This is a genomic window from Caballeronia sordidicola (assembly GCF_002220365.1).
GTDB classification, from domain to species: Bacteria; Pseudomonadota; Gammaproteobacteria; order Burkholderiales; family Burkholderiaceae; genus Caballeronia; species Caballeronia sordidicola_C.
The window spans coordinates 1-23,070 of sequence record NZ_MTHB01000276.1; the positions used below are offsets into that span (position 1 = coordinate 1).

A 23,070-nucleotide genomic window follows, 5' to 3' on the forward strand; every position below is an offset into this window, starting at 1 on the left:
CGAAGCCGCAAAACTGCTCGGCGTCACCAGTCACGCGATCCGCCGGTTGATCAACGATCGGGTTCTGCCAGCCGAGCAGGTGATGCCCGACGCCCCGTGGCAGATTCGCGCGAGTGATCTACGCAGCGAGGTTGTTACGTCGGCGCTAACACGCAAACATCGCCCGTGTCGCAACGATGTCGAAGGACAAATCCCAATGTTTATCGAGGTTTCGGAAGGAGGTGCACAATGAACGCCCCATTGCAATGGGCCTGATCTGGCGTTCCAGAGCATTGTTGTCTGGCAATAGGACGCCGTTTTCCGTGTACCGGATCAGCGCCTCCCAATGCCGTAACGCATAACCGAATGCCTTGGCAAGCGGCGCTCGTGGGACCAAACCGATGCTGTTCGCCTCGAGCCACTGAAGAAACTGTGCAAGCACCGGCAAGGCTTCGGTTTGCCGTGCCGCGAGCTTGATGTCTGGTGTCTGGTCTTTGACCCGTGATTCAATCGCATATAGCTTGGCGATCCACTGAAGGGCTTGCGCTGCGAGCCCCGGCTCCTTCTGATCCTTAGCAATTTCGAAGAACCGTCGACGGCAATGGGCCCAACATCCAACCTCGATAACATCGCCGCGCGCGTATAGCGCACCATGGCCGCTATACGCGTCAGCCTGCAGATACCCTTTGTATCCGTTTAGGTACAGCAGCGGATGTGCTCCAGCACGCGACTCGGCGAACTCGAACACGACTGCCGGCGGATGGTCGACCCACAAGCCGTTCTCGTTGCGCTGGCCCGCGCCCAGATAACCCCATAATCGTGCTGTGCGCGTTGATGGGTGCCCTCGCTCAAGCAGAGGTAGCGTCGTGTCATCCACGTGCATGCGCGGCGCCTTCAACTGGTGAGCGCGCAAGCTAGGCAGCAGTACCGAGAGTAGCTCGGCCGATGCCAGCTTCCATTCGCACAACGTAGCTCGCGGCAAGTACACGCCACGGCGCGCGTAGCGCATTTCCTGACGATTCAACGGCAAATGATCGACATAGGTATTGACCAGGACGTTGGCGAGCAGGCTGGCGCTTGCATTGCTCTTAGGCAACGGCGACGGCTGAGCGCTGGCGGTCACGATGGTCGATTCGCCGTCCTTCTTCGCCACGTATTTGAAGCGGATGTGCTCAATGACGGTCAGCTTGGACGGCTCGTAATGCAGCGTCTCGCTGCGCTCTTCGCCAATGCGTTCGAGCGTATCGAACGCCATCTTCTGTTCGTCGCTCAGATCGTATTCGATGCGTGTGCGCGGTAGGTCCTTGGGCAGTGCAGGACGCCCTTTACGGGTGTGACTCTCTACAGGAACGGCGTCGACTGCTGGCGGTGCCGGGATATCCGTGGCGGCGTCAAACAGCTCGGCTTGGGCCGCCAGGCGCTCGGAGCTCACGCCAAAGCGCGCACGGTTCAACTGTGCAATCTGATGCTGGAGGATTTCCAACTGCTCCCACAACACCCGTGCAAGTCGGTTCTGTTCGAGCGCGAACGCTTGCAGCGCATCGGGCTCGACGGGAAGATCCGCGACAGTGACGGCGTTGGGTGGCATATGTTCCATGATGCCTAACTCAGGCCACGTTTACAAGCTCGGCGCTGCGCTGGAGCACCTCACGTCACGCGCGTTACTGCCACGGTGCGGTGCGGCTCTCGCGCCGGAATCTCGATGCCTTCGAGCCATGCGTTGAGCTCGGCGAGCGTGAAGCCGCGCTGAGCAAGTAACGCGGGTGACGGGAAACGGCCTCTTTCGAGACGCTTATACCAAAGCGCGAAGCCGGTCCGGTCCCAATAAAGAATCTTCACTTTGGAACGGTCGCGCGCCACGAAGACGAACAGGTTGCCCGATGCAGGCTTCTGAGCAAGTAACGGCTCGACGAGATAGGACAACCCATCGATCGCCTTGCGCATGTCTACCGGGTCGCGACAAATGTAAGCGCGAACGTCCGAGGCAATCAGCACCGGCCACCTCCGAGCTGTCCAAGCACAAATCGCACGATGCGCTCGGCGTGAACGCCGCTCAGTTCGATACGAACGCCAGCGAGCGATAGCGTCACCCCGTCACGCGACGGCGACACATCAGCCGCTTGCGTTGCAACAGGTGGCCTTGAGGAAGCCACTTCACCATCCAGATTGGAAACGATGAATGCCGCATCCGCAGTAACCGCGAGTGGCTGTTTAATCTCTCTAACCGGGCTTGCGAGCTTCTTGCGCCACAGGCTGAAGGTGCTTACCGCGAGACCCTGTTCTCGGCAGAACCGCCGAGCACCGACACCACTCGCTTTCCAGGTGGCGACCATTTCGCCCCAGAACGCTTCCCCTTGCCGGGGGCGACGTGTACCCATCGCCGTTGCAGCCTTAATGATCTCGTCTTCCATCGCATTGCCCTCGGTCTCACGAAAGCATCACCTTCACATTCGGGACGTCGCGATTCAAGACGGGATCCGCTGACGCTTACGGTGCATCGAGTGGCCGTGTGTCTGGCACGCGTGACCGCCTCTTGTCGGCCACAACCGGCCGTTCGACAAGGAGCGTTAGGTTGGCGACAATCAAACCACCTAATAGAACCGTCGTCCCACCAAGCTACCTGGGCACCAGCGTACCAACTACATGCGTCCGCACCTTGGCTTCAACATTCATGCGTCGTTGGACGGGGCAGTGCGGTTTTAGCTACTAGGTTGGCTATTGTCACCCGTCCCGAGCGTCCCATAGGGACTCACGTAGGGATTCACCTGAAACACCGTTGATCGGGCTTCCTTGCCTAGCATCGGTGGCTGGGTATGGATCAGGCATGCCTTATCGGCATCGTATGTGATGCCATCGACCAGCGCGTTCTCACCGACTGCGCGATTGTTTTCTTCCCAAATTCGTGCAAAATTTTTCCTGGTCCAACTCAGCGTCGCGCGTTTGAGTGGGCGCGAGTTTCTATCGTAATTCGATGGAGCCTGATCCGAGAGTCCCATGACGTTTAGCAATAGACCGAGCAGACGCGTACCCTTGAAGTTTGGAAAAGTGTCCATTCGTTTGAGTTCGTTGTAGAGGAGCCGCCTGACCTTGAACTGGACCACTTTGGTCGATGGCTCACTTGTGTCCACCATGTCAAAGAATGTAGACCAGACGACGTTGTGCTGGACGTACCACGAAAGGGTCTCAGGTGTCTTTATCGATGCGGCGATGAACACCAGATGGAATATAAGATTGGCAGCGATATCGTAGACGTCAGCACTGAACTTTCCTTTGTGCTTTCGCAACGTCTGATAGCCTTTGCCTTTCATCGGGCCCAGCGCTTCTATAAACGCGTTCGCGAAGTCTGCGGCGACCTGCAGCTTTTCGAAATCGTCACTTGACCACGCAACCTCCGGCTTTCCGTTGAGCATGGGCAGTCCATTAGCCGAATTCTGGATCAGATCAACGGCTCTGGAAATTTCGGGCGGATAGTACCAGGCTCCGGGCGCTCCACGCACTGCGACGAAGTTCTTCGTCGTGGTCAGCAGCAGGCGGCTAAACGCTTTCCACTGCGCCGCATCCCACCGCCCATACTGCTCGTAGTGGACGTCATAGACCTGCTTTAGCCCACTGACGAGTTTGTAGTTTCCGTATAGCGCAGAGGTCAGTGGCTTCACCTGACCTAGCAGACCTGCTTCGTATCCGCTGGTTTCGTGATACGCGAAGGAATCCCTGTTCGCAATCGCCTCCGTCGTAATATTTTTGGCGAACGTTCCAAGGCTTACGCTGTGTTTATTCTGCCTTTCCATCTCGTCAAACAGAACGAGTGCAGTCGGCGGCGACGAACTCACGACTTGCCGGCAGAACCTTTTGTCACCTAGCATGAGCAGAATTTCGTGCGCGCATTGTCGGGTTCGAAACAGTCCGTTTATGTCGGCATGCGTTTTGCCACTTCCATTCGGCAAACCATCAATCTCGGGCTCGGTCCATGCGTAGCGGATGAGTCGCTCGAACGATCGTATAAGTTCGTCTGCGGCCTCAGAAAGTTCGGCGGGTATTCCTCTGAGAATGACCTTGTAAACCTGAAAGCCGAACCGCTCATCGTTCAACCGGCCGAATCGCGACGGGAGTGCGAACGCGAAGGCAATCCACACGATGAAATTGAAAAGGAACGCTGCGCCCAGCAGCGCCTGCCACTCACCCGGCGTAAATGGCCCCTCGGGAACCAGCCAACCTTCTGTGCGCCAAAGATCGGTCAGTAGCGTCAAGACGCCAACCGCAGCGACTACCACGAAAGTGGTCATCTGCAATGGTATCGGTGCCGTCGCTACGCGGAACTTGTACCTGAAGTCGGCCATCGTCCAGGCCAACGCGATAAGGGCGACGGCGGCCAGATATTCAGCAAACCCGAAAAACTTCACACCGTTGGTAGGCAGGTGGATGAAACAGATCGACCAGTAGCAGTGGCTGGGCATAGGCGCGTTCCATTTTTATTTTTATCCGTATGCTATCAGGTGTTCCAGCCCGAAATGATCCGCTGGATGGTGCCGCGCTATCGGCAATTTGACAGACAGTCGCTAAATATTTGCGTGCTGCGTTCAATGTGAATGTCCGGTATCAACCACCACGAACGTCTCAAACGGGTCGCGTGCTGCCGACCGCAGCCGTGCAGGGCTCAAGCAGGTGTGCCAATCGCATAAGGCAGTACCCGGCCAGGAGGGTACATCGCCGCGATGACTCCCGACGCAGTGAAGGTGTCTGCGGTAAAAGGAACGCCAACGCCTTCTGAGACAGCCGTCCAATTCCTCATCGCGCCAGATAGAAGTCCAAGGGGACAAGCTCGACGGCCCATCCGCCTTCTTCGCCCAGTGTGGCAGCCGGGTGCATGGACGCGATGCGTAACGCCTCGTCAAGGCTGTCCGCCTCGATGATGAATAGGCCGCCCACGACTTCCTTCGACTCGGTGTAAGGCCCATCGGTGATGCGCGTCTCTCCAGTGCGCGGGCGAAGCGTCCTCCACTTGTCCAGATCGCCAAGGGAGGCGGAAATCAGAACCTTGCCGGTAGCGCGCATCTTCTCGTCCAATGCCGGGCACTGGCTCACCAATTCCTTGATTTCGTCTGGCGCCATCGCGGCGAATTTTTCGGGGGAGAAGTAGGCCAGGCCGAGGTATTTCATGGGAAATCCTTTGAATGGGGTTCACTAACGACGAATGTGATGATCGGAAATCGACAATGCTCTGGCTAGTTTGTAGCGGGTCTCACCAGCCTGTCCGCTTCGGGTCCCCTCCTGCCCGACGTAGACGGACGGATGGGGAAAGACTTCAAGATTCGAGAGGACGGGGTTCGGCCATGAGCCGTCCGTCGCGTATGGCCGCTTTGGGCGGACGTAGCTTCTATGTGCCGATTGCAACACCGAAGCTCATATGCTCTCCCCGCCAACCACTTCGTCGAAGAAAGTCTTCCCAGGTCAGTGCGGTCGGATCATTTCGTCGGCTCCATGCCAGGTCCCGGTCGGGTGCGTAGTACCCGTATTCGACCGCGTAGGTAACCATTCCCACGAGCTCGCGTACCAGCCACTCATCGGCACCGAATGCGGGGAAGTTCTTTAGCAAATCCTCGCGTGTGTATGCAGACGTGTAGTGCGCACGCACCCCCGAAACGCGCACGAAAGTTTCCACAAGTTCGCGCGCAGTCAGTACCTCACCGATGACAGGTAATGTTCGGCCGGAATACGACTCCGGATTGTCGAAGTGCGCCATCACCGCCGGACCGGTCGCGGTCAGCGGATCAACGAACGGCACGGGCGTGTCGGGCGGTAGGTAAACCGGGAAACTCAAGCCGCCGTCAGTTTGGGGGCGGGGCAGATAGTGCTCAAGAAAGTTGCTGTAGAAAAAGGCAAGTTGGATGAATGAACTGTGAAGCGGCAGTGTGCGCAGGTAGGCTTCCACTAGCGCCTTCTCGGTGAAGTGTGGCGCCCACAGAGTGCCGCCAGTGCGATCGTCGACATTTTCGAGACTACTCCAGACGACATGCTCCACGCCCGCGGCGAGCGCCGCGTCAGCCAGCTCCATGCCCAGCGCTAATTCGGGACGGCCCGGCGGCGGTACGGGCGCAATTGGCGGCGTCATCAAAAAAGCGCCGTGCGAGCCTCGCAAAGCCGCGGCAAACTGCGCTTTGCGCCCCGCTTCCAGCGGTGCGACGACGACCTCGGCGCCGCGCCGGGCCAGTTCGCGCATCGGTTCGCTATCGACGCTTCGCGCCAAAGCGCGCACTCGATAGCGACCGCTATCCAGCAGCGTGCTGGCCACGCTGCGGCCTTGCTTGCTGGAGGCACCAGCTACGGTAATCAGAGGCATTGATGATAAATGGGACATGCGATTTCTCCGGACAGGCACGCAACACGCGCGCCGACATGTGCAGTGTGGGCAGAACCTCGCACGGAGTGAAATCGTCGGTCTTCTGGTCTACAATCCATGCAATGGATACCAACCGGTTGGACCTGAATTTACTTGTCACCCTAGAAACCTTGCTGGCAGAGCAGAACGTGACGCGCGCCGCGCGCCGCTTGCATCTGAGCCAACCGGCAGTGAGCGCACAGCTCGCGCGCCTGCGCGATCTGTTCGACGATCCGTTGCTGATTCCGGCGCAGCGTGGCATGACTTCCACAGCAAAGGCCGATGAACTTCTGGCGCCTCTACGTGATGCTTTAGACCAAGTGCGCGCCACGGTGGGCCGTCATGTGCACTTCGATCCTGCGCAGGCCCGCCTGACTGTGGCTATCGCCTGCACGGACTATCTGGAGGCTGCATTGGTGCAGCCGCTGGTATTGCAGTTGCGCCAACAAGCGCCCGGCGTGAGGGTTGCGGTGCGTTTCCTGGACATGCCGCAACTAGCAGCGCAGATGGCCCGCGGGGAGGTAGACCTCGCGTTGATGACGCCCCGCGACGCCCCGACCAACCTGCGCAGCCGTCACCTGTTCGACGAGCGCTACGTGCTGATAGGCCGTCTCGGCCACCCGCGTCTGCGCCGCAAGCTCACGGCGGCACAATTTGCACAGCTGGAGCACATCATCGTGTCGCTGCGCGGCGGCGATTTCTCCACGCCCGTGGATGATATGTTGGCGAGCCTAGGTCTCCAGCGCAACGTGGTGCTGTCCGCGGCCTCGTTCCTGGTTGTGCCTGACATCGTGGCCCGCTCCGACCTCGTCGCTCTAGTACCGCAACGACTCGTGCGCGATCGGGTCGACGCGTTGATGATCGTTGACTGCCCTATTCCCGTGCCGAGCTTCGAGGTGAGCATGCTTTGGCATGAGCGAAGCCACGGACATGCCTCCCAGCGCTGGGTGCGCGAGTCGCTGAGGGCACTGGTCGCCAGCTGGGGCGAACCCGCGAAGATAACGCGACGATAGACCGGTAGTCCCGGGCGGCAGCGCGCGGTGCAACGACTAAGTCGAAGCCAGACCGCCCCTTTGAACGACCGCTTCCCGGTGACCAATCTGGGAATCCGAATGGCGAATATGGGTCGACTTGCGTCGGATGAGGTGTGATCAACACCGGGCCACCAGCTCAGTTCAGCATCGGATTGGATTCGGGCAGGCAGGACGTTGGACAGCGAGATTCGTGAAGCTAAAGTTAGACAGGCTTCCGGCCGAAATGGCGACCCGCTGCGATCCAGTACGTCAGGCCAGCCAGGGCGCCCGCCACCGCGAATATGTTTGCCATCGAATGGAATTCCTGCCAAAACGTGGGGGGCGGTGGAGGGTTCGGGGGATCTGTGTACCACGTCAAACCAGATGTTGCCCAAATGATGGGAGCGACAGCGAGAAGCGCTAAACCACATCCCATAAAAACGTAAAAAAGCGGATTTCGAATGCGGTATCGGCGGGCCAGGAGGTTAAGCAGAACGCCTGGCAGAGCGGAAAAGAACGCAGCCGGTAACCAAATGACGACGATGAGGCCGCAGTCTGAGAGAAGAACCAAAACTGTTTGCCAAAGCGGGTATAGGAGTCCATCCAAAGCTCGCTGCGCGATTACACGCGGAAACCATGAGGCGGTCATATAAGTGGTCGCCGCGGTCACACTAAGCCAATAGGCCACCGCGGTGCGTATGGCTGATGGCTGCAGAGGTTCGCTGCCCTGGTTCATCGCGGCTGATAGTTCGATCATCGCAGAGATGATAAATCGAATGTCCGTTACGAGGACAATTGGATGACCTTTACGGGTCGACCTGTGCCGAAGCTGGTCGACGCGTGACGGGACGCGCCGGCGGTTACGGCATCCGCCCGGGTTCGGCCCAGAGCGTGTCAAAACGCTTTTTGGAGCGCTAAAATTTGCCATCCGATAGCGATGGGATGAGCGTGATGAAGCGGTTTGTTCAAGGCGACAATCGTACGCAAAGCTTTCTCCTCCCCTAAGCGCTCGATGACTACGTGACGGACACAAATCCCGTGCGCGTAGTTGATGTCTTTGTCGATGAGCTTGATCTTCATAAGCTAGGGTTTGAAGGCGTCGAACTAGCGTTGACTGGTCGGCCGTCATATCACTCCGAGGTGATGCTCAAGATCTATATCTACGGTTACCTGAACCGTATTCAGTCGAGCCGCCGCCTTGAACGCGAGGCCCTGCGCAACGTCGAACTGATGTGGCTCACGGGCCGTCTGGCACCGGACTTCAAGACCATTGCGCGGTTCCGTAAAGACAACGGCAAAGCGATCCGTAGCGTCTGCCGTCAGTTCGTCGTGCTGTGCCAGCGTCTGGACCTCTTCGCCGAAGCGATCGTTGCGATTGACGGCAGCAAGTTCAAGGCGGTGAACCACCGTGACCGTAACTTCACGAGCGCGAAGCTTGAACGACGCATGCGCGACATCGAGTCAAGTATCGCTCGCTATCTCGAGGCGATGGACACAGCGGATCGTCAGGAGCCTGCAATCGCAAAGGTCCGCACGGAGCGACTGCAAGACAAGATTGCGGCCTTGAAGGAGCAGATGCGAGGCCTCAAGGAGATCGAGGTTCAACTCAACGCAGCACCCGACAAACAGGTATCGCTTACGGATCCAGATGCTCGTTCGATGAAGACACGAGGAACGGGGGTCGTCGGCTACAACGTGCAGACCGCGGTTGACACGAAGCACCACATGATCGTCGCGCACGTCGTTACCAATGATGACATCGATCGTGATCAGTTGACGTCGATGGCGAAGCTTGCCCGTACAGAGATGGCCGTGGACAAGCTCACTGCAGTTGCGGATCGGGGTTACTACAAGAGCGAGGAGATACTGGCATGCCATGAGGCCGGAATAAGCGTGTTCGTTCCGAAGCCGGTGACATCGAGCGCAACGGCTAATGGCCGCTTCGGCAAGGATGACTTCATTTACAACACACAGACGAATGAATATCGGTGCCCGGCGGGCCAGCGGCTAATCTGGCGATTCTCAACTGTCGAGCGCGGTCTGAAGATCAGTAAGTACTGGAGTTCGAACTGCCAGCAATGTTCGCTAAAAGCGGACTGCACTCCAGGCCCTCAACGTCGCGTGGCACGCTGGGAACACGAAGCTGTTCTTGACGGGATGCAGGCGCGACTTGATCATGCCCCTGAAATGATGCGCATCCGGCGACAGACTGTCGAGCATCCGTTTGGGACAATCAAGGCATGGATGGGCGCCACTCATTTCCTGACACGGACCATCGAGCGCGTGAGCACGGAAATGAGCTTGCACGTGCTTGCGTACAACATGAAGCGAGCGATCAAGCTACTCGGTTCAGAAGCGTTGATGACAGCGATGCGGGCGTGAGGCCTGTTGGGAGGTGCCGCGCCTTCGCAATACTTCGACTGTGATTTCACGCTCGGATCGCCGCAATCGAAAAGTCGCAACCTGCGGCAAGACAGGTTTCGCTAATTCCCGGTGACTCAGCGTTTTGACACGCTCTGGGCCACTTACGGACGTTCAACGCTGGCCCCTAGATTGTCGACAATCGTCGCTGCGCAACTTTGCTGGAAAACACGCAAGTTGCCTATTGGACGCGGACCGCGAACGCACCCTAGTCACTATGCGCGCTGAGTGCAGCCTAGCGAACGACGATTATTCTTCGATCGGGTTGCGCAGCGTTGCGATTCAAGGTCACGGAATCGTTGGCTCCCAGGCGATCGCGCTAAATTGGTGGCTTGCGATTAGTCTGTTTCAACATTTAAAGTAGGTTCGGCGTCCCGACCCAGATCGCAAGCGCCTCAGTAGATCGGTTATTCAACCATCCTTGGGGCAGCGTCGATTGGTAATGCGCACTGTCCCCTGTTTTGAGCACAAATGTCTTGCCCTCAAGAGTCAACGAAATTTCACCCGAAGTGACGTAAAGGAACTCTTCTTCTGCGCTGGTTGGCATATCGGCAGGTCCGCTCTGATAGGGCGGGAATCTCACAAGGACGGCCTCAAGCCGTCGGCCTCCAGACTTATGTGTAAGTCTCGCGAACGAGTTTGCGGTATCCGCGAACTCGAAGAAACTCAGTTCCTCAACCCGACACACAAATTTCTGTTCGCTTGGAGCGTCAACAAAGTATTGCACGGCAACACCAAGCGCGTCTGCAATGCCTTTCAACGAGGCAATCGAGGGCATGGCCAAGCCGCGCTCTATCTGTGACAGGAAAGGTTTCGAAATCCCTGCAGCCCTTGCCGTACAGTCAAGAGTGAGCTTTAGCCGCTGTCTCAGCGCGCGGATCTTGCCGCCGAATTGCGCGGATGGAATATTTTTTTTCATTTCGGTGAACATAAAAAGGAAGTGGACTTCGAGGCCCATGGTTCCTTCTTGGCCTTCTCCAGTGTTTCCGGGTTGGCGCCCGTGGCGATCACCGTGGCCCCTTCCGTCTGGAATCGTTTCGCGATCGCAGCCCCCATCCCGGTTGTGCCTCCCGAGATGAGCGCAATCTTGCCTTCCAATCTGTTCATTCGTGACCTCTTGTATGCCTGACTACTAGGTCGTTGAAGAACGTGATCCACGAGACCCGTCCTCACCATAGGAGTACGGGTGTCTGTTTCAACCACGTATCCTTCGCCAGTTGCTCCACCACGAACTGAGCGACATCCGCGCGTGCGACCTTGCCGCCGTTGACGTCGGCGAGGTCAACGATGGCCCTGACGCTTCCGCGAGCTGGGTCGTTGGTGAGCATCGCGGGCCGGACTAAGACCCAATCGAGTGAGCTGGTGCGAATCGCGGCTTCTTGGCGCCCCTTGTCTTTGTAGGCATGGCGAAGCAGCAAGGGCTGGAACAGCCGGTCGAACACGAAGCCGCCATGGCCGCGGCTATCTCCCACCCCCAGGGCGGAGATGCAGACCAGACGGCGGACGCCGCTGCGACTCATCGCCGGGAGCAACGCGCGTGTCGCTTCGGTCAGAACGCTGACTTCGCTGAAAGGGCTAACGCCCGTGCCCAGCGAGCTGACGACGGCATCGCAGCCTTTCAAGGCGCGCATTAGGGCGCCTTCGTCGCAGGCATCCCCCTCAATGAGGTCTGCGCCTGGGAAGTCGGGCGCGCGCGCCTTCGAGCGAACTAACGCGACTACGGAATGACCCTTCTCCGAGGCGTCGTGGACGATCAGCCGTCCGGTTCCGCCCGTTGCACCCAAAACAAGAACCTTCATAGTCGATCTCGATAGTTGTTGGTATGAACGCCGCATTTCATATGGAAATGGGCTCTTTTGGTTGCTCTGCCAGAATCACGATGGAGTACGAATACCCGGAGTAAATTTCCAAAGTCGTATCCCATCGCTGATCCGCTGACCTATTCTGTAGCGGCCTTCAGGGCCGCCGCGAAGACATCGCGGGCAGACGTCGCGCCCGGGACGTGCTCCGTACCCTCGACGCCGAGGTCCATCCAGCCCGAGTTGACGGCGTCATACATCGCTTCGGCCGGTCCCGTCTGGCCCTTCGGAACGCCGAGCTGCTCGAACGCTGCCGGCCACCCGGCCCGCGGTACAGCAAAGGCGTTGACGTCGACCTTCAGGACTTCTCCCAATTGTGTCGCTACTTCATCCGCACTGACCATCGAACCGAGCTCGATGGCGCGATGCCCCAACCATGCCGGCCCGGTCAGAAGCGCTGCGACTTCGGCACCGATGTCGTTTGTCGCGACCATGGTCGATTTCCGATCGGTCGGGTTGTAGTAGACGGGGAGCGTGCCACCTTGGGCAACATGCAAGCCGTAGAGGAAATTTTCGAAAAATCCGCCGGCGCGCACATAAGCGATCGGCAATGTCAAGTCGCGAAATCCTTGCTCCAGAAGCGCCAGCGCCGTGATCATCCCCAGCCCACCGGTTCTATTCGCCCCCATCGACGAAAGCGCAACCACTCGCGGCGGCGATGCCCTGGTGAGCGCCTCGACATAGTTTGCAATGACGCCCCTGGCTTCTTTGAAATCGGGCGAGGGCGCCCAGACAGCCGGCAACATGACCAACGCGCCTTCGACGCCTTTGAGCGCGTGCTCGACGGCTGCCGAATCATTCCAATCGCCGTCTACAAGTTCCACACCCTGGTTCGCCCAGTGAGCCGCCTTCTCGCGATTGCGGACCAGCGCGCGTACTTTCTTGCCGTGCGCCAACAGATGTTCTGCCGTTGCGCCGCCTACTTTTCCCGTGATTCCCGTTACTAAAAACATATGCTTTCTCCGGATATTGAGGGACAGAGGACTGCCCCGGTTGGCTTAACGAATGAGCGGCAGAATCGCTCGGATACGGGAGTTGCGCGCGTAGAGGCCACCCCATGTCAACGCGCCCAGAACCAGCGAAATGATTTCTGGCGGCGATCCCAACTCACCAATGCGGACATGGGCGCAGATGGCACCTCCCAAATAGCCCGTCACCAGGATCGCGCCGAGGACGGCGGTAGCCGGGATGGCGTAAAGGATGGCGCAGGCAAGGACGATCGGACCTACGACGCGGGTAACGTCCATCGCGAACCCGGTTTCCTGCAACATGCTCGCGATCTGTGCTGGCACGAAAAGCTGAATAATCCCGTCTGCCACCAGAGCGATAACGACAATCGCGCTCATTACCCGCCCGGCCCACAGGGAGCGATGCAAGGTCATAGTTTCAGTCACTTGTTGTTCTCCGATGTGGGTCTCAATTTCGAAGCTTATTGTGTTTTTTAGATATGGTAAACGTCGACAAGGTGAATTAACTGTTCTCTCTGCGGGTAACAATACCGAGGCACGAAAATGCAGAATCTCGAACCCCTCCTCATATTCGTAACGGTCGCGGAAATGGGGAGCTTCACCCGCGCGGCCGACAGCTTGGGCATCCAAAAGGGGAGAGTCTCAACGGCTGTCCGGAAGCTGGAAGAAGATGTCGGTGTCAGACTCCTGCACCGGACGACGCGGAGCGTGCAGTTGACAGAGGACGGACGTGCGTTTCATGCGCGCGCCCGCGATCTGCTTGCTGAAGTCGATGACCTGCACTCGATGTTCGCAGGCGAGCACGTGGCACTTCGCGGGCGTCTACGGGTGGATCTTCCGTCCGAGGTGGCGCGCACCACGGTGATGCCAGCCTTGCCGGAGTTCATGGCGACTCATCCCGAGTTGGAGCTGGAGGTGTCGAGTACGGATCGGCAAGTCGATCTGGTTCAAGAGGGGTTCGACTGCGTGTTGCGGCTTGGACCCATACGGGACGAGACGCTGATTGCCCGCCCACTGGGCCTGTTGCGCATGGTCAACGCTGCCAGTCCCGTCTATCTGGCGCGCTATGGCGTGCCTCGATCGATAGGAGATCTCCAGCGTCACGAACATCAAGCAATTCATTTTTCGACGATGCTCGGCTCAAGACCTTATGGATGGGAATATCCGGACGGCGACAGCTACGCGACGCTTCAGTTGCCGGGTACGCTACACGTCAACAACGCGCAGACCTACGAAGCCGCTGCCCTCGCCGGCCTCGGCCTGATTCAGGCGCCACTCTTGGGGATTGGCCGATACCTGGAGAATGGAGCGCTTGTGGAGGTTATGCCCGATTCTCGTCGCCGGGCGCTCGCCGTGTCCCTCGTCGTAGCTCATCGGAGCAATCTGTCGCGTCGAGTCCGCGCATTCATGAAATGGATCGAAGTTGTGCTGACGCCGTATCTGGAATGAGGGGTGGTGGATAAGCGTTGATCGAGTGTGCCCTAAAATTGACTGCTCCGAAGCTGCCACTCGTCGGGGGCTGCAACGGGTCGGACAGCGACCACCAGCAGCCGGCGCAGACTAACGTTCCCTTCATTTGAAAGGAGAACGTCATGGAAACGACCGCGATCAACACACCCGGGCGTATCCCGTGGAACAAGGGCAAGTTCACAGGACAGAAGCCGCCGTTGAAACTGAAGGAGATCTGGGCCATCCGGATTCGCCTGCAACTTTCGGCGCGGACACGTGATCTCGCGATTTTCAACCTGGCCATCGACAGCAAGTTGAGAGCATGCGATCTGACCAAGCTACGAGTGCGTGATATTTGCCACGGCCAACATGTCATATCCCGGGCAACGGTCATGCAGCAGAAAACGCAGCGTCCGGTCCAGTTCGAGCTTACCGAGCAGACCCGGGATAGCGCGGAAGCGTGGATCAGGACCGCCGGACTGTCGCAGTCGGACTTTCTGTTCCCGAGCCGGATTCACGGGTCGCCGCACCTTTCGACGCGGCAATACGCTCGCCTCGTGCATCGCTGGATCGCATCAATTGGTCTCGACGACACGGCGTACGGAACCCATACCATGCGTCGGACAAAGGCATCCCTGATCTACCGGCGCACAAAGAACCTGAGGGCGGTCCAGTTGTTACTTGGCCATTCCAAACTTGAAAGCACAGTCCGATATCTCGGCATTGAGGTCGACGATGCACTTGAGATGGCCGAACAGACTGAGGTCTGAACCAAGGCATGCCGGACGGCGGTCGGTCGCTGTCCGGCCACTTTCGGCCATTCGCGGTTCATGTCTACATTGCTGACAATCGAGCCGGACGCAGGCTCGTCAGATTAGTCCCGACCCCGACTCTCAAGCCCTGCTGGCGCTTTTGTGCGAGCATTGTGAATCCGAAACTCCGTTTTGACGCCATGGGCACGCCGAAGGACATGCTACCAAGCGTGGCGTTGCGGTTAGAAGCCGCTCAACTACTTTCGGAGGGGAAATCCCCCGCCCAAGTCGCCGCTGCGCTCGGCATTTCCATCTCAACCGCGCGGCGCTATCGAGCGCTTCTGGCCGAAGGTGGCTTGGACGCGCTGGAGCGCATGTCAGTAGGAGGAAGGAAGCCTTCCCTTAGTCCAGAGGCGCGGGAGTACATAGCAGCTGCGTTACGCGGATCAGCCTCGGCACACGGATACAAGTCAGACCAGTGGACGGACGGACGCCTTCGTTCGTTGATCACAAAGGATCTCGGGATCAGCTTTTCCCGTGTGTACGTCAGACAGATCATCATTGACCTCGGGTTTGCCGACTGCCTTAAACCCAAAAGCAGCTCGCATGTCGGGCCGAGCCAACAAGTGTCAACGGCAACAATAATGTCTTGGGTCGCCGCTGCGTTACGCCATTCCCCGAAAGCACAAGGAATCGAAGCTGATAACTGGACCAACGAGCGGCTTTGCGCGGCGATCGAACGCCGCTTTGGCATTCGATATTCTCGCGGCCATGTCTGGAAGATCGCGACGGATCTCGAACTATCGCATTTGATACGCAAAGTGCGTCGTTAAAGGAGAGACCCCCTAAGCATTGTGGGCTGACGCCGCAAAGACATGCGTGCGGCGGCGACCGGCCAGAGGCAAGTGCCGGCCCAGCGCATGTCGGGGGATACGACTGATAAATTCAGTTCTTAGTCGTCATTGTTGCGCAAGTCGCCGTGGATCGTGAGTGCGAGTGCAGATAACATGCGTCTACCCTATCGCGTCACCTTCGCCGGAGCCTGAATCAACAAACATGCCACGCCAACGACAGTCGATTAGCCCAGCGGCGCGAACCCACCTACTTTGCTATTTAGTGACGAGTGCGCTCGCCTCGCACGCTTTGACGAAAACATGGCGCGTCGACCACGTCGTCGAATCGGCACGCATCTGGTTGGTTAGGAATCGGATGTCGGCGAGTTGGCTTGACCGTCTGATGCTCGGACAAATGGCGCTCAAGTTGTCCCGCGAGCACTTGACCGGTGCGCATGCAGTACGTCAATCGGATGTGTTTGCGCTGTTCACGAATGAGCTGACGCTGAACTATCAAAACCCGCTGGTCGGTCACATCTGGCAAAGGTGCAGCGATGCGCTGGAGGCCAACGCTTCCCGGACCGGCACATAGCGACAACTTTCGGCCTTCCGACATCGGTATGGGATCGTCGATATTCCGTGAAATGCCCGTTCAAGGTCACATTCATCCGCAGGTGGTGGTGTGAAGCCTGATCGCGTCTATATGGCCGCAAAGCCAGGAGCCGCCTTATTGACGCGAGCATGGTCTCCATTGGCACAGGCTTCTGCCAAAGCTCATTCCAAACGGGTGCGTTGAACCCAATTTCATGGCTATCGCTGACTAGAACCACGGGTATCCCGGCCAACTTCGGCTCGAGCCTGATTTGACGGCATAGCTCGACACCATCCATTCTGGGCATCGATCGGTCCGTAATAATCAGGACGGGTTCGACCTCTTGGGCAGCCGCTAGACCGGCCGCACCATCGCTGGCCGTCTCGACTCGGTAGCCTTCGAGTCGCAAAATACGTTTCCACGCTACTAGGATACTGCGATCGTCATCTACCAGAAGAATCGTCTGCATTTCGCTTCGCGAACAGGTGTCTTACATCCGACCGTAAGGAGAATCCGCAACGTTCTTGACCAATGGGTCGCGGGCACGATATTGCCGCTCACCCGACGATGAAGTGTACTCAATGTACACCTTTATCGGGTGGCTCCGATTCAGTGGCACCTGCGCGCCGACCGGGAATGTCTCCTGTCGAGAAAGTCGAAGGACCGTAGCGGGTCGACTCCGGCAGCTCATCTTCAGATCTGCGCCATGTGCGCTCGCTCGTGGCCTTGCCGCTCCTCTCCATCTGCCGGCCGAACGACAGCCACGACATTCTTGTAAGAAACCCACTGAGCGAGAGATGTCGGGACGCGCTGATAAATTCAGTTTTTGGTCATCATTGTTGCGCACATCCTCATGGATCGCGCGCGCGACTATCGATAACATCTATCCACCGTATCGGGTCACTTTCGCTGGAGTCTGAGCCAACCAATATGACGCGCCCCAAACAGCCGATCAGCCCAACAGCACGAACCCATTTACTTTGCTATTTAGTGACGAGTGCGCTCGCGTCGCACGCTCTGACGAAAACATGGCGCGTCGACCACGTCGTCGAATCGGCTCGCATCTGGCTGACTAGAAACATGATGTCGGCGAGCTGGCTTGACAGGCTGATGCTCGGACAACTGGCGCTAAAGTTGTCCCGCGAGCAACTGAGAGCCTCTCACTCGGTGCGTCAATCGGATGCGCTGATGCTATTCACGAACGAACTGACTCTGAACTATCAAAGCCCGCTCGTCGGGCAAATCTGGCAAAGGTGTAGCGATGCGCTGGAGGCCGGCTCTTATCGGGCCGACGCATAGCGGCCAACAAGCGAAATTCGACACGGCTATCTGAATTGGCGACAATGCACGCAACTATAAATATTGCGATTACAAATTATGGAAGCCGAGAGGACAGAGTTGCCGAGAACGCGTGTGGTCTCGGAAGGCATCCGTCTCATCGCCTTGATTTTGGTGACCGCTTTTGTCGCGTTCCCAGCCGTAGCGGGACAATCCACTGACGCGCAGGTCCGCACGGATCGTGCGCGTCAGATCAGCTCGCGAATTGATCGTCTAGTCGCCGCGATTAAGGACGAGTACGCGGCGGAGCCACCGCATGGCAGGCAACTGCAGTTTGTTAAAGTGCCGAAGTACGGGACCATCGCTATCGCATCTTTCGTCATCGAAGGATTCGGTGACGGCAACAATGTTCATCAATTTCTCGCTTTATTCGGGCCTTCCAATAATCCGGGCCCAAAGTATCCACTGCCGTACTACGCGCTGTCAGCGCTCGCGGAGGTCGGCGACGGGTGCGCTGTCGACGTCCGAAGTGTTCGCGCCTCGGGCATTCGCGGAGACGGGTCATTGACCTTGACTTTCCCGACGATTACAACATCGACCACGGGCTCATGCGAAGGACGGGCGAGTCGGTCGTATGTCTTGCGGACCAGTGTTGCCCGTCTCGGCCAACTTGATCTCCAATAGCCACAGGACCGCCGCATTTAAATCTGACTTCGCAACTACAAACGTGTTCGGTGCGGACCGCCTTCGCTCAATGACTCTACCCATTTTCCCGCTAACACGATGGCGGTTGCATTTCGCGGCTGCGCTCGCCATCGCTGCGTCGACAACATGTTGCCTAGCCCTTGCGGATTCTGCTGTGTGGGAGACTATCGCGGCATATCAGGGCTCTCGGTCTCAACTCGATCGGGCTTCTATACGAGTGTCCGATAACAAGATTTTTGTTTCCATCAGATTTTTGTGGGATGAACCGTTTAAATTAACGATCGCATCAATTCCGATCACTGAACAGTTGAGTCATTATGAAATCGATTGCGATGCGAGAAAGGTGACACTGATCGACGGACGTTTATTGAACGGAGGCGAAGTGACGTTGAATATTGACAGGCAGCCCTCGTCGGACATCCGTCCGGCTACCCCCGTAGCGACGGTCGCCGATCAACTTTGCCCGAAATAAGATTCCGCCCGTGACATGAGCAAAATGGTTAACTTCGACCGTGCTCTGCCATTGAACGACCGCTTCGGAGAATTGCGACCGTCCCTTGTGGGTCGACAACCGACAGAATTCTAAGCGGCGACGGAAAGTTTCACGGTTGATTCGATTTGCGCTTCAGTCGCGAATCGAGATGCGAAATTCTTTGCCGTGCCCGAAATCATCAATGATTCGCGGGCGCGCGTCATTGCGACGTAAAAGAGCCGTCGCTCTTCGGGTTCGGTCGATTTCGCGTCCGGAACGATGGTTTCTTCAGACCGTGCGATCCAAACATGGTCCCACTCCAGTCCTTTTGAACTGTGCATGGTCGTGAGGATAAGCGCGCCAGGCGTCGGTTGGTTATTGTCCTGCCGCATGAAATGAAGGCGATCTGCGAACGTCCCAGACAATCGCGACAGCACATCGTAGGTCGCTTGAATCGTGCGGATCGCGGTTTCTTTTTTTGTGTACTTGAGCATCCACTCGCTTACGCCCGACAGCGTCAAAGAGTAAAACTTACGATCACACAGCCCCCGCCACTCAGCAAGTCGTTTCATAAACTCGCGGTAGTTCGTTGCCACCTCTTCCGGCAGTCCAAGTTCGACGAGTTCCGCCTTGCCCTTTTGCTGCAGTTCGGCACCCATGCACGAGTGCAAGGCACGCAATTGTTCGGCGTGCAGGCCGAGGTGGGCAAGCACCGAATCCAGGCCAGTGTCTTTCACGCGCTCAACAATTTCGAGCAGGTTGCACATCAAAGCGCCTTCGGGACGGCTCAGCACCGATGCACCGGACGCGCGGTAGTACTTCACCCCGTGCGACCGGCACACCGCTTCCAGCGGATCCAAAATGCGATTGGTTCGCGCGAGGATCGCGCACGAATCGCCCTTGGCCATGAGAGGCCCTAGAACCTCCACAGCGGCCACGGCTTCTGCATACTCGTCTGCGTGACGGGAAGCCGCCACGGTGCCCCCTACGCCCTTCTCTGCCCTTAGCACCTTGGCTATACGATCCGCGTTGTTTCGAATGACCCGATCCGCCGCGGCCAGAATTTCTGAACGGCAGCGATAGTTGCTGCCGAGCACGACCGGTTTTGCGTCGAACTGCTTGATGAAGGCTTCCATGCCACGGTAGCCCAATGCTTCACGAAAAGCGTAGATGCTCTGATCGTCGTCGCCGACGACCGTGACAATCGATCCCGCCTTCGCGTGGAGTTCAATCCAGCGATACTGCAACGGGTCGGTATCCTGAAACTCGTCAACGAGAAGATAGGCGAACGGGTACGGGAGGATCGTGCCGTTTTCCATGCCTTCAACCGCGAGGCGAAGCATGTCCTGAAAATCGATTTTCCCGTTTCTGGCGAGTGCGTCCTGGTAAGCGACGTACAGTTGACCGTCTTCGCTGTGCGGATCCACTTTGCCGAAATTAGTCTTGATTTTCTCGATGGCCGGGATAACGTCCTCAGCTTTGCCCTCTCGACCGATCTCCTGCATGACGCGAATGAGCAGACCCAGCCGATCCCCGTCTGACGCAATATCGAGCGGGCGCGATCCTGGTCGTTGAAGCTGCTTGTAGGCAAGCGAATGGAAGGTTCCGGCAATCAGCCGCTTTTTTACCGCCTTACCGGCGGTGGCCAAGATCCTCTCGCGCAGCTCGAGCGCAGCATCCTTTGAGAAAGTCACCGCCCCCACGATCACCGCGTCTTCCTGAAGCAGGAGCGCGGCTTTAGTGGCGATCGTTTTGGTCTTGCCCGCTCCCGGACAAGCGATCGCCACGCAGTTCTGACGCAACTGGGCGACTTCCCGTTGCTGGGGATTCAGTTCGTCCAGCATCGTTTCCCCCTCGCCAGATTAAAGACCGCGAACCGTCGTCATCAGGCGCAGGTGGGTCAGGTAGCCACGCAAGCCTAGCGGATTGAACTTCTTTAGGAAGCGCACGGTTTCATCGTCCACGTCTGACTGGTCGCGAATGCCATTCCACACCATGAAATCAAAGTGATCCATTGCTTTGTCGAATTTCATCAATGCCGTGAGGATGCGCATCGAAAACCGGGAATAGGCCTCAACCTCGATCTCCATGGCCGGCATGGGGATGCTTGGTTCGAACACGAAATCCCCTGCCGCACGCAATTCCTCTTCTTTCGACTTGCGATAGCCCTCGGCGACCCGCTGCTGTTCATCCACATAGGCCTCCAGCGACTTAAGTTGCTTTTCGAAAAAGCCGTTCACCGTGTCCTTGTCGTCGTTGCCGAACGTCGAATTGCCGAAGCGCTGCATATTGATGCTCATGCGGTTGAGGTACGGCCACCATTGCTCAAAAAGAGGCTTCAAACGAGTATGGTTCAACCGCACGTGCGCCGAAACGACGGCGGCGCCCGACAACTGGCGCTCCAACAATTGACGGCCGATCTCGCGCCGGCGCTTGAGGATCGCGACGCGCTCGTGCCCGGGCAAATCACGAAAGAGCGTGCGCGTCTTGGCCACTTCGGCACGCTTCATTTCTGCATCAGCGCTCGTGATAATGCCTTCTTTTTGGAGCCGGTCAGCGTCGGCCTCCATCTGGCTCAGCTCACGCTCCAGTTCGCCGTCGTCGGCGCCGTCGCTCGGGACATTGCTCGGCTCGCCTGCCCCGACTCCGAGCGCTTCAACGACGCCCTCTGCGTCGATCGGTGCGCCGTCAATGACGGCTTTTTTCTTAGTCTTGGTTTCTGCAACAGTGCTCATTCGGCCTCTCCTGGTCGGGCCTTCGCCCTTTCGTCGTTGGAAAACAAGGCACGCGAGACGCTGCCTATGTACGCCATTGTTGCGGTGACGGTCCGTTGAGAAAGTTGGAAACACGCATTAATTCAATCGGCTTTGCGCCGTTGTCCCAAAGCCGATCGGCACGATGCGCGTCGCGCCGGCCTCCGGGGACGTTGAAACGAGCGTAGATATGAAAATGGCCACTATCATGATAGTGGCCACTCTTGAGAAAGACGCGGAAAACGATGTAGCTTTCGAAAAAATTCGCGGTCTTCGATACCTAACGGGCGGATTGAAACGACTCGGCGGCTTTCCAGAGAAGACCACCAAGGAGCGCGGCGACCGCGACCCAGTAGCTGGCTAAAACGGGAATCGGGACAACCAGGACGGCAAACAGAGTTCCCAAGACCAACAGCAGCCCGTGGCCAGCAAGGTGAAACGACAGTGGGCTCACAAATCCGGCTGCGGACGCCTTAATTTTGCGACGAGCCGTCCCATCGAAAAACATGCCGACAGCAAATAGCACTGTCCCAAGGATCCACATCTTCATCACCATTGCTCGATACAGCATGCGATAGATGAGAAGCCAGAAGTTCTCTGTCCAGGTATGCGCAAATGAGGAGAATCCACCATCGGTCATCCCTCCGACCGGTCCAGAGGCCGACAGCGTTCGATGCAGCAAACCGTTCGCGACAAAAGAGCGTCGGAATAGATCGTTCGCCGAGCGCGTCGCGGCATCCGCGCGCTCGGCACCGACGGATGCGACCAATGACGCTGACTCGGCCTCAGGCACCTCGAACAAAGAGCGGTCGGGAATCGCCGGCATCACTGCGATTGCAAGGACAGGAACCAGAAGAAACCATACTTTTAGATGGGCTCCGAATCGGCTAGCCATGGTGCAGCACCTTGACGATCAACAGCACCGGGATCGCGGCGACCGCGATTATTCCGGCCCAAAAGAACGCCGGTCGGAACTCCGCTATTGTGGCGAACGCGTAGCACCGCGCATGCGCGCCTTGTGAAAACTCGGCCGGCGGGTCCGCTTGGGGTTCATCGAACGCGGCGACTGTGTCGAGCGCTCGCCGCGCGGTCGCGGTATCAACCCCCGACAACTTCGCTATGATCGTAACGGTGAGCGACATCATATTCCTCGAAGTAAACACGAAAGGCCTCGCCCTGCAACACTCGCGATGCCAGTTGGAACGCCGCGGTGCGTTCGGTTATCTGCTCCGGACAACGCTCCTCGATCATTTCGAACTCACAGTTCGCATGCCGCTCTTCGAAAAAGGGGATTGGCTCGAGCATCGGCGACCAAACGCTCAGCTTCTCACCCCGTTTGGCGACGTAGCGACGCGCATAAAGCGCTTTCGCGGGTTCGAAAAGCCCCTGCATAAAAGCGATGTGCTGGTCGCCCGTGCGCTTGGCACGCTTGTAACCGCTCAATGCGGAATTGATCATCTCGGCACACAACGGTCCTTTGTCTCCGCGAAACCGTTCGCCGACGAAGTCGGCCACCCGCGAGCACGCAAGCTCCAGTTCCGGCGCGACGTTAAACACCGGAATGAGTTTGTGCGACAGTTTGTGATCGCGAATGATATTTTTGAATGCGACAGACATGAT

General features: G+C 57.9%; 25 protein-coding genes and 1 pseudogene. 8 read left to right on the forward strand and 18 right to left on the reverse strand.

The genetic code is table 11. The features are described from left to right. Window positions 1-145: 145 nt before the first annotated feature. From tnpC to BSU04_RS39860, 6 genes are all read right to left on the reverse strand, one after another. On the reverse strand, window positions 146-1,576 hold the full coding sequence (gene tnpC, locus BSU04_RS39835) for an IS66 family transposase (protein ID WP_089165704.1): 1,431 nt from the start codon (window positions 1,574-1,576) through the stop codon (window positions 146-148). 50 nt (window positions 1,577-1,626) lie between these two features. After that, window positions 1,627-1,974, reverse strand: a complete 348-nt coding sequence (gene tnpB / locus BSU04_RS39840; RefSeq protein WP_144021499.1) for an IS66 family insertion sequence element accessory protein TnpB — start codon at window positions 1,972-1,974, stop codon at window positions 1,627-1,629. After that, the gene (tnpA, locus tag BSU04_RS39845; protein ID WP_089165705.1) at window positions 1,968-2,390 is read right to left on the reverse strand and encodes an IS66 family insertion sequence element accessory protein TnpA; all 423 of its coding nucleotides are present in this window, start codon (window positions 2,388-2,390) and stop codon (window positions 1,968-1,970) included. Before tnpA ends, tnpB begins: the two co-directional genes overlap by 7 nt. A 288-nt stretch (window positions 2,391-2,678) precedes the next feature. Then, window positions 2,679-4,433 carry a hypothetical protein gene (locus BSU04_RS46905; protein ID WP_179258605.1) on the reverse strand — a complete coding sequence of 585 codons (1,755 nt, stop codon included), beginning with the start codon at window positions 4,431-4,433 and terminating at the stop codon, window positions 2,679-2,681. 331 nt (window positions 4,434-4,764) lie between these two features. After that, complete coding sequence (locus tag BSU04_RS39855) at window positions 4,765-5,136, reverse strand: YciI family protein (RefSeq protein WP_089165706.1); 372 nt, start codon at window positions 5,134-5,136, stop codon at window positions 4,765-4,767. 217 nt (window positions 5,137-5,353) lie between these two features. Continuing rightward, window positions 5,354-6,334: an NmrA/HSCARG family protein gene (locus BSU04_RS39860; RefSeq protein WP_061939274.1), complete on the reverse strand. Its 981-nt coding sequence runs from the start codon at window positions 6,332-6,334 to the stop codon at window positions 5,354-5,356. A gap of 104 nt (window positions 6,335-6,438) precedes the next feature. On the opposite strand from BSU04_RS39860, the gene BSU04_RS39865 reads away from it, so the two are divergent. Continuing rightward, window positions 6,439-7,368 carry a LysR family transcriptional regulator gene (locus tag BSU04_RS39865; RefSeq protein ID WP_089165707.1) on the forward strand — a complete coding sequence of 310 codons (930 nt, stop codon included), beginning with the start codon at window positions 6,439-6,441 and terminating at the stop codon, window positions 7,366-7,368. A gap of 420 nt (window positions 7,369-7,788) precedes the next feature. Here the strand turns inward: BSU04_RS39865 and BSU04_RS46040 are convergent, their stop codons facing one another. Next, window positions 7,789-7,971: a hypothetical protein gene (locus tag BSU04_RS46040; RefSeq protein WP_144021500.1), complete on the reverse strand. Its 183-nt coding sequence runs from the start codon at window positions 7,969-7,971 to the stop codon at window positions 7,789-7,791. A gap of 348 nt (window positions 7,972-8,319) precedes the next feature. Here BSU04_RS46040 and BSU04_RS39875 point away from each other — a divergent pair. Beyond that, a pseudogene (locus BSU04_RS39875) lies at window positions 8,320-9,750 on the forward strand (IS1182 family transposase). A gap of 394 nt (window positions 9,751-10,144) precedes the next feature. Here BSU04_RS39875 and BSU04_RS39880 read toward each other — a convergent pair. From BSU04_RS39880 to BSU04_RS48310, 5 genes are all read right to left on the reverse strand, one after another. Continuing rightward, window positions 10,145-10,720 carry a helix-turn-helix domain-containing protein gene (locus BSU04_RS39880; protein WP_089165709.1) on the reverse strand — a complete coding sequence of 192 codons (576 nt, stop codon included), beginning with the start codon at window positions 10,718-10,720 and terminating at the stop codon, window positions 10,145-10,147. Next, entirely contained in the window at window positions 10,705-10,896 is a 192-nt protein-coding gene (locus tag BSU04_RS39885; protein WP_089165742.1) for an SDR family NAD(P)-dependent oxidoreductase, read from the reverse strand. The genes BSU04_RS39880 and BSU04_RS39885 overlap by 16 nt, the downstream gene beginning before the upstream one ends. Before the next feature lie 62 nt (window positions 10,897-10,958). Beyond that, on the reverse strand, window positions 10,959-11,588 hold the full coding sequence (locus BSU04_RS39890; RefSeq protein ID WP_089165710.1) for an NAD(P)-dependent oxidoreductase: 630 nt from the start codon (window positions 11,586-11,588) through the stop codon (window positions 10,959-10,961). Between the two features lie 140 nt (window positions 11,589-11,728). Next, on the reverse strand, window positions 11,729-12,601 hold the full coding sequence (locus tag BSU04_RS39895; protein ID WP_089165711.1) for an NmrA family NAD(P)-binding protein: 873 nt from the start codon (window positions 12,599-12,601) through the stop codon (window positions 11,729-11,731). Between the two features lie 45 nt (window positions 12,602-12,646). Then, complete coding sequence (locus tag BSU04_RS48310; RefSeq protein ID WP_256983822.1) at window positions 12,647-13,246, reverse strand: DoxX family protein; 600 nt, start codon at window positions 13,244-13,246, stop codon at window positions 12,647-12,649. Between BSU04_RS48310 and BSU04_RS39905 the strand changes: the two genes are divergently transcribed. From BSU04_RS39905 to BSU04_RS48320, 4 genes are all read left to right on the forward strand, one after another. Further along, complete coding sequence (locus BSU04_RS39905) at window positions 13,160-14,065, forward strand: LysR family transcriptional regulator (RefSeq protein ID WP_089165713.1); 906 nt, start codon at window positions 13,160-13,162, stop codon at window positions 14,063-14,065. The genes BSU04_RS48310 and BSU04_RS39905 overlap by 87 nt on opposite strands. A gap of 143 nt (window positions 14,066-14,208) precedes the next feature. Further along, the gene (locus BSU04_RS39910) at window positions 14,209-14,835 is read left to right on the forward strand and encodes a tyrosine-type recombinase/integrase (protein WP_089165714.1); all 627 of its coding nucleotides are present in this window, start codon (window positions 14,209-14,211) and stop codon (window positions 14,833-14,835) included. 155 nt (window positions 14,836-14,990) lie between these two features. Continuing rightward, on the forward strand, window positions 14,991-15,650 hold the full coding sequence (locus BSU04_RS48315; RefSeq protein WP_152602812.1) for a helix-turn-helix domain-containing protein: 660 nt from the start codon (window positions 14,991-14,993) through the stop codon (window positions 15,648-15,650). A 376-nt stretch (window positions 15,651-16,026) separates the two neighbouring features. After that, window positions 16,027-16,242 (forward strand): hypothetical protein, encoded by a 216-nt coding sequence (locus tag BSU04_RS48320; protein ID WP_256983823.1) that lies wholly within the window; start codon window positions 16,027-16,029, stop codon window positions 16,240-16,242. Here the strand turns inward: BSU04_RS48320 and BSU04_RS49055 are convergent. Beyond that, window positions 16,139-16,711: a response regulator gene (locus BSU04_RS49055; RefSeq protein WP_089165716.1), complete on the reverse strand. Its 573-nt coding sequence runs from the start codon at window positions 16,709-16,711 to the stop codon at window positions 16,139-16,141. The two genes, BSU04_RS48320 and BSU04_RS49055, sit on opposite strands and share 104 nt — an antisense overlap. 461 nt (window positions 16,712-17,172) lie before the next feature. Between BSU04_RS49055 and BSU04_RS47250 the strand changes: the two genes are divergently transcribed. Together BSU04_RS47250 and BSU04_RS39940 are read left to right on the forward strand one after the other, a co-directional pair. Beyond that, the gene (locus BSU04_RS47250; RefSeq protein WP_089165717.1) at window positions 17,173-17,541 is read left to right on the forward strand and encodes a hypothetical protein; all 369 of its coding nucleotides are present in this window, start codon (window positions 17,173-17,175) and stop codon (window positions 17,539-17,541) included. A gap of 901 nt (window positions 17,542-18,442) precedes the next feature. After that, on the forward strand, window positions 18,443-18,697 hold the full coding sequence (locus BSU04_RS39940; protein ID WP_089165719.1) for a hypothetical protein: 255 nt from the start codon (window positions 18,443-18,445) through the stop codon (window positions 18,695-18,697). 110 nt (window positions 18,698-18,807) lie between these two features. Here the strand turns inward: BSU04_RS39940 and BSU04_RS39945 are convergent, their stop codons facing one another. The 5 genes from BSU04_RS39945 to BSU04_RS39965 all read right to left on the reverse strand — a co-directional run bounded on the left by BSU04_RS39945 (window position 18,808) and on the right by BSU04_RS39965 (window position 23,067). Continuing rightward, the gene (locus BSU04_RS39945; RefSeq protein WP_089165720.1) at window positions 18,808-20,541 is read right to left on the reverse strand and encodes an ATP-dependent helicase; all 1,734 of its coding nucleotides are present in this window, start codon (window positions 20,539-20,541) and stop codon (window positions 18,808-18,810) included. Window positions 20,542-20,559: 18 nt separating this feature from the next. Continuing rightward, window positions 20,560-21,432 (reverse strand): ATPase, encoded by an 873-nt coding sequence (locus BSU04_RS39950; RefSeq protein WP_089165721.1) that lies wholly within the window; start codon window positions 21,430-21,432, stop codon window positions 20,560-20,562. A gap of 298 nt (window positions 21,433-21,730) precedes the next feature. Beyond that, window positions 21,731-22,345 carry a DUF4400 domain-containing protein gene (locus BSU04_RS39955; protein WP_089165722.1) on the reverse strand — a complete coding sequence of 205 codons (615 nt, stop codon included), beginning with the start codon at window positions 22,343-22,345 and terminating at the stop codon, window positions 21,731-21,733. Continuing rightward, window positions 22,338-22,592, reverse strand: coding sequence for a hypothetical protein (locus BSU04_RS39960; protein WP_089165723.1), 255 nt, complete (start codon window positions 22,590-22,592; stop codon window positions 22,338-22,340). The genes BSU04_RS39955 and BSU04_RS39960 overlap by 8 nt, the downstream gene beginning before the upstream one ends. After that, entirely contained in the window at window positions 22,549-23,067 is a 519-nt protein-coding gene (locus BSU04_RS39965) for a hypothetical protein (protein ID WP_089165724.1), read from the reverse strand. The genes BSU04_RS39960 and BSU04_RS39965 overlap by 44 nt, the downstream gene beginning before the upstream one ends. Window positions 23,068-23,070: the final 3 nt, after the last annotated feature.